This window comes from Robiginitalea sp., from assembly GCF_049588695.1.
Classification (GTDB): Bacteria; Bacteroidota; Bacteroidia; order Flavobacteriales; family Flavobacteriaceae; genus Robiginitalea.
Map to the genome: position 1 here is coordinate 1 of NZ_JBAVZJ010000235.1, position 2,234 is coordinate 2,234.

Here is a 2,234-nt window from a genome sequence, read left to right on the forward strand (position 1 = left end):
TACGATCGTCTCCCTTAGCCACTTCAATAGCCTGTAAGATCTGATCCAATCCCATTTTTGGTTCAAAGAACAATGTAAACGGATCATCCGGGTCTGCAGCCGAGTATTCAGATACCGGAAAGGGAAACTCGAGTTTGAGCACCGAATTCTTTTTAACGCGTACCTCATCACCGGCACCGGCCAGGGCTGCGAAAATTAAAAACATAAAAAACAGGATTCCGAGAGCGACAAGCGTGCCCAATATGGAAGCCAGCAAATTCCTCAAAAAGGCCATAGCATTTTCTTTTTCTATCCTGTAAAGATACGGATTCATTCCTACTATCTCAGCAATACTCAGGGGCGGAAAGCACGAAATTCAAAGGTATAAACCATCCGTTTTACGTACATTGGCAGGGATGAAAAAAGCGCCGGTTCTCGCCTACATCTCATTGGGAAGCAATCTCGGAAACCGGGCCTATTATCTTCAGAAAGCCATTTTTTCCCTCGGGAACGTGGCCGGGGAGATCGAGGCCATCAGTCCGGTGTATCAAACCGCAGCCTGGGGATTTGACGGAGGAGATTTCCTGAATGCCTGTATTGCCTTGCGCACTGAACTTCCCCCTGAGGGTCTGTTGCAGTGCCTCCTGCAAATCGAGAAAGCGGCCGGGCGTGAGCGGTTTGCATCCGGAGGGTATCGCTCCCGAACCCTGGATCTCGACCTCCTCTATTATGGAGGCGAGATCATTCGCACAGATACCCTTACCGTGCCGCATCCCAGTCTTGAAAAAAGAAGGTTTGTCCTCAGGCCCCTGGCCGATATCGCACCCCAGTTTTACCATCCTGTCCTCCGCAAGGATCATCGCAATCTCCTTCAGGAATGTGCAGACAAAAACGGGTTGGAACGGACCTCAATCGTCCTTTATAAAAATCGTCAACTGTTTTTTAATGTTCTCGGCTTCGTCGTCATCGAAGGGAACATCGGTGCCGGGAAAACCAGCCTGGCGCGCAAGATTTCCGAAGACCTGAATGCCAAACTCATACTGGAGCGCTTTGAAGACAACCCATTTTTACCCAAATTCTACCAGGACCGGGCCCGCTATGCCTTCCCGCTGGAACTTTCGTTCCTGGCGGATCGGTACCAGCAGTTTATAGAAGAGACGCGACAACTCGATCTTTTCAAAAATTTTGTCGTGAGTGATTACGACATCTATAAAAGTCTGATTTTTGCTAAAATCACCCTTGGGCAAGAGGAATTCAAACTCTACAGGAAATTTTTCTCGGTCATGTACCGGGAAGTCCGCAAACCCAAACTATACGTATACCTCTATCAGAACACCGGCAGGCTGCTCGAACAAATCGCGCGCAGGGGTCGGGATTATGAAGAAGGCATACCTGCGGAATACCTCGAGAAAATCCAGAGCGGGTATTTTGACTTTATGAAGCATACCCCCGGGCTCAACTCCCTGATTGTCGACGCCGGAGACCTTGATTTTGTTTCCCGCCCGGAAGATTACCACACGATCCTGGATCAGATGATCGCCCATGTCCTGCTTAAGCAGGGCTGAGGGGCACTCTCGGCGCGATTACACCCAAATCCGCTTCGCTGGACTGTGTAGATTGAAAATCACATAACGCAGGAATTCTTTACTGTCAGGGTGGCCAGCCTATTCCCCGGATATTGTTTTACCCGTGGTCTTTACCCAAAAATCCCAGAGAATCACTCCGGCGGCAACGGAAATATTCAGGGAGTGCTTCGTTCCCAATTGGGGTATTTCAACTACGCCCTGGCATTTGTCGATAACCTCCTGAGCGACGCCTTTTACCTCATGCCCCAGAACAAAGGCATAGGGCTTCCCGGCATCAGGCTGAAATCCCTCCAGGGAAACCGAGCCCTCGGTCTGTTCCACGGCCCATACCTGATGGGTATCCCGAAGGGTATCGATCAAGGATGCGGTTTCACCAGCATAAGCCCAGTTGACACTCTCGGTGGCTCCCAGCGCTGTTTTTCGAATATCTTTATGTGGTGGGGTAGCCGTAATCCCACAGAGGTAAATCTTCTCCACCCGAAAGGCATCAGCCGACCGAAATACAGACCCGACATTGTGCAGACTTCGGACATTGTCGAGTACAAGGACTACCGGGGTTTTAGGGGCATCCTTAAATTCGGTGACCTGTAAGCGGCCCAATTCTTCATTTTTGAGTTTTCGCATCGGATTTTGTTGGCCTCCAAAAGTACAAAGAAGCTCAGAAATTGA

The 2,234-nt window shown here is 49.9% G+C and carries 2 protein-coding genes and 1 pseudogene; 1 reads left to right on the forward strand and 2 read right to left on the reverse strand.

Annotated elements, in window-relative coordinates; translation table 11 throughout:
• A pseudogene (locus tag WBV75_RS05710) lies at nucleotides 1–313 on the reverse strand (hypothetical protein); the annotation flags it as partial.
• Between the two features lie 82 nt (nucleotides 314–395).
• Here WBV75_RS05710 and folK point away from each other — a divergent pair.
• Nucleotides 396–1,544, forward strand: coding sequence for a 2-amino-4-hydroxy-6-hydroxymethyldihydropteridine diphosphokinase (gene folK / locus WBV75_RS05715; RefSeq protein ID WP_424119684.1), 1,149 nt, complete (start codon nucleotides 396–398; stop codon nucleotides 1,542–1,544).
• A gap of 99 nt (nucleotides 1,545–1,643) precedes the next feature.
• Here folK and WBV75_RS05720 read toward each other — a convergent pair whose 3' ends face one another.
• Nucleotides 1,644–2,189: an RNA methyltransferase gene (locus WBV75_RS05720; RefSeq protein ID WP_424119685.1), complete on the reverse strand. Its 546-nt coding sequence runs from the start codon at nucleotides 2,187–2,189 to the stop codon at nucleotides 1,644–1,646.
• Nucleotides 2,190–2,234: the final 45 nt, after the last annotated feature.

Bases quoted from the DNA above. Each gene is read 5' to 3' on its own strand.
- folK (WP_424119684.1), top strand. From the start codon at position 396: ATGAAAAAAGCGCCGGTTCTCGCCTACATCTCATTGGGAAGCAATCTC.
- WBV75_RS05720 (WP_424119685.1), bottom strand. From the start codon at position 2,189: ATGCGAAAACTCAAAAATGAAGAATTGGGCCGCTTACAGGTCACCGAA.